Genomic DNA, 2,767 nt, shown 5'->3' on the forward strand with positions numbered 1-2,767 from the left:
TGAACCTCCTTGAGAACATTTGAATCTTTGATGGGTAAGACAACTTGTTGCATAAGCTGTTAGTTCCTTTACTTTAAAATTAATTTAGTTGCAGAAAACCTAAAAATCGAATATTATAATGTAGTACGATGGTAAACTTAAAGGAGGCGGATTAGAATGAGTAATACTATTATTAAAAACAAGACAATTTCAACTCGTGTAACACCTGACATTAGTGAACGGGCTAAAGCTAATCTAGCAAAACAAGGGCTAACCGTTTCTGAGTATATACGCTTATCGTTAGTTAAAGCGGCCAATAATGAAGTTCGATTAGTCAGCTTTTTAGATTCTCCAGAAGCCTTAGCCGCTAAAAAAGAAGCAGAAACAGGGCAGGTCAAAAACATTGGTTCATTGACTGACTTTGAAGATTGGATCGATAAGTTAGATGCAAATTAAACAGACCAAATCTTTTGAACGTGAATTAAAAAAACTAGTCAAAAAACATTTCCCAATAACTGTCTTGAAGCCTTGTTTAGAAGCAATTGTTGAACAAGATGTACTTGTTTTGAAACAGATTAAAGATCATGCATTAAAAGGAAATTGGCGTGGCTATCGTGAATTTCACCCTGCCAGATATGGAAACTATGGTAAAAATTATGACGACTGGATTGTTATTTATCAGCTAGATCATGATGAATTGATTTTGTTATTGGTTGCAACTGGCTCCCATGAAATCTTGAATCAATAGCTATAGTTTAGGGGCACTTATTAAAAAATAGATTAAAATAGCCCCCAATATCTATAATGTAGATATTGGGGGCTATTTTAAAAAACGTTTTTGAGGGGTTATTTGTATATTTATAGACCCTAAACAAACATCTTTTGTAAAAACCCTTTTTTCTGTTCTTTCAACAAATCTAACTTACGTTGATGAAGAACGATAGTGTCATCTAACTGTTTGAAGAATGAGCCTATTTTTTGTTGTTCTGAAAGTTCAGGTACCATAATCGACATTTTCGACATTTGCTTACCTGAAACCTCAACAAAAGTAGATCCTGCACCGGTGACTTCCCCATATCGCTTGAGCTCATTAGTTCTTGAAAAAATAAAATAACTATCAAGTTTATTTTGATCAGGAACAATTGATTGAAACCCTTGATTAGTTGTAGCTTCTTTGGCTAATATAGCAGTGTTTCCGATACCAGCACGAGAAGTAAATAAGACGGTTCCTACTGGTAAAATTCGAGCTGAACTCTTCTTTAGACCTAGTTCAGTAATAGTCTTTTTACTTTTACTAACATAACTTTGTTCTCCAATTTCAGCTGGTGCATACCAATCAATATCACCGTCCCAGTATTCAGGGTTCGATGTACTTGGTGTTCCACCACCAACAATATTAGATAATTCCCCTAACTTACGTTCTTCCCAATCATCCGTAAATCCCGGAAACCTTAATTCTGGAACTTTCTTTTTAACTGAATCATCTATTTTCGCCATAGTCCCCACCATTTTCTTGGTTTTTCTTGTTCTTCTATCCTTTTTTGATCTTTGATTTGTTCCTGCAAATTTTCCAACTTCTCTTTAAGAGCGTTCACTTCATCTTTATATTGATTGTCTAAGTGTTTGAATTCTGTTTCCTGTGAGGGCATTTTGAGGGCTTTTAAGTTATCATTTTCCGCCTTGTATTCTTCTAGCAACTTTTTATCTTGCAAGGCTAATCGTTGTTGCTGATCTAGTAACTTATGTAACTCTTTCTTTTCAGATTGAATTTCTGATACTAAATTTCGAAGGAATTTCACTTCATCTTGTCCATCAACCGCATCTTTTTTGTTGTCGTCAACATCATCTTTTTGTTGACGGTATCTTGTTGACGAATTGTTTGAGAACATTGCTTTAATAGCTTTTTGCCCATCAACATCAACGTAAACAGTATTGCCTTTTGTTGATGTAAATTGACGTAAATCGATTGACGCATCTCTTTTTATCTTTTGCCATATAGCCTGCTTTGAAACGCCCAATTCATCAGCAAGTTCTCTAATTGTTTTAGGCATTATTTCCAAACCCCTTTCGGAGTTCAGCAAGTGCTTCTTTTCGTGCTTGATCTCTTATTTTTTTATCGTGCTCGGCCTGTTTATCAGCCAATGCTTGTTTCTCAGTAGAGCCTAAAGTTAGCCCCTTAACCTTGTCAATGGCGCGCCATTTTTCCTGTTCTGTTAATTCACCATTATGCTGAATGTTAAAGAGTTTTTGACGTTCATCTTGAAATTGACCTTGTGAGAAGTCGTTAGCGTCTTTCTTTTCAGGCTTCCAAGTAAAAGAATATCCAATCACTGGTTTCCCGCGGCCTTTACCATATTTTTTTCTAACCGTTAGGCCTCTAAAAAGAGGCGTAAGTTCCTCTTTGATGGGTTTTAAAACGGATTGATTTATATTGCTACTTTTATAGCTTTTAGGGACATCTAATAGCTCGTTAAAGTCTGCAACTGAAAAGTAAGCGTACCCAGTAGTTCTAAATTGTTTTAGTAACCGAAACATGGTTTTTGCGTAGCTACTTTTTAAATCTCTGAATTCTGATAAAGCATAACGAACCCAACTTTCCAGCTCATTTAATAATTTTATAGCTTTGGGGTAAATTTTAATATCAACATAAGGATCATCAGCATGGCCGTTTATCTCAAATTCGGTAAACATAACAAAAAATTCACGATTCAGCCCATCTTTACTACGTCTTCCAAAGCGTAAGCCTAAAATTTTTTGATAAGTACTTTCAATATCGTCAATAAATCGG

The 2,767-nt window shown here is 35.2% G+C and carries 5 protein-coding genes; 2 read left to right on the forward strand and 3 right to left on the reverse strand.

Annotated features, from left to right (window positions below; genetic code table 11):
- Positions 1-156: 156 nt before the first annotated feature.
- Together EGT49_RS12290 and EGT49_RS12295 are read left to right on the forward strand one after the other, a co-directional pair.
- Positions 157-435, forward strand: coding sequence for a plasmid mobilization protein (locus EGT49_RS12290; protein WP_003625288.1), 279 nt, complete (start codon positions 157-159; stop codon positions 433-435).
- Positions 425-727: a type II toxin-antitoxin system YafQ family toxin gene (locus tag EGT49_RS12295; protein ID WP_135374694.1), complete on the forward strand. Its 303-nt coding sequence runs from the start codon at positions 425-427 to the stop codon at positions 725-727. The genes EGT49_RS12290 and EGT49_RS12295 overlap by 11 nt, the downstream gene beginning before the upstream one ends.
- A gap of 119 nt (positions 728-846) precedes the next feature.
- Here EGT49_RS12295 and EGT49_RS12300 read toward each other — a convergent pair whose 3' ends face one another.
- From EGT49_RS12300 to EGT49_RS12310, 3 genes are all read right to left on the reverse strand, one after another.
- Positions 847-1,476, reverse strand: coding sequence for a restriction endonuclease subunit S (locus tag EGT49_RS12300; protein WP_135374696.1), 630 nt, complete (start codon positions 1,474-1,476; stop codon positions 847-849).
- Positions 1,464-2,030 carry an HTH domain-containing protein gene (locus tag EGT49_RS12305; RefSeq protein WP_025016515.1) on the reverse strand — a complete coding sequence of 189 codons (567 nt, stop codon included), beginning with the start codon at positions 2,028-2,030 and terminating at the stop codon, positions 1,464-1,466. The genes EGT49_RS12300 and EGT49_RS12305 overlap by 13 nt, the downstream gene beginning before the upstream one ends.
- Positions 2,023-2,767 (reverse strand): replication initiation protein (locus EGT49_RS12310; RefSeq protein WP_135374698.1); only part of this gene is annotated, 745 nt, incomplete at its 5' end. The genes EGT49_RS12310 and EGT49_RS12305, both read right to left, overlap by 8 nt.

Source organism: Companilactobacillus suantsaicola, from assembly GCF_004745525.1.
Classification (GTDB): Bacteria; Bacillota; Bacilli; order Lactobacillales; family Lactobacillaceae; genus Companilactobacillus; species Companilactobacillus suantsaicola.

What these genes read in the sequence shown, in the direction of transcription:
- EGT49_RS12290 (WP_003625288.1), top strand. Translation starts at nt 157, where the DNA reads ATGAGTAATACTATTATTAAAAACAAGACAATTTCAACTCGTGTAACA.
- EGT49_RS12295 (WP_135374694.1), top strand. Translation starts at nt 425, where the DNA reads ATGCAAATTAAACAGACCAAATCTTTTGAACGTGAATTAAAAAAACTA.
- EGT49_RS12305 (WP_025016515.1), bottom strand. Translation starts at nt 2,030, where the DNA reads ATGCCTAAAACAATTAGAGAACTTGCTGATGAATTGGGCGTTTCAAAG.
- EGT49_RS12300 (WP_135374696.1), bottom strand. Translation starts at nt 1,476, where the DNA reads ATGGCGAAAATAGATGATTCAGTTAAAAAGAAAGTTCCAGAATTAAGG.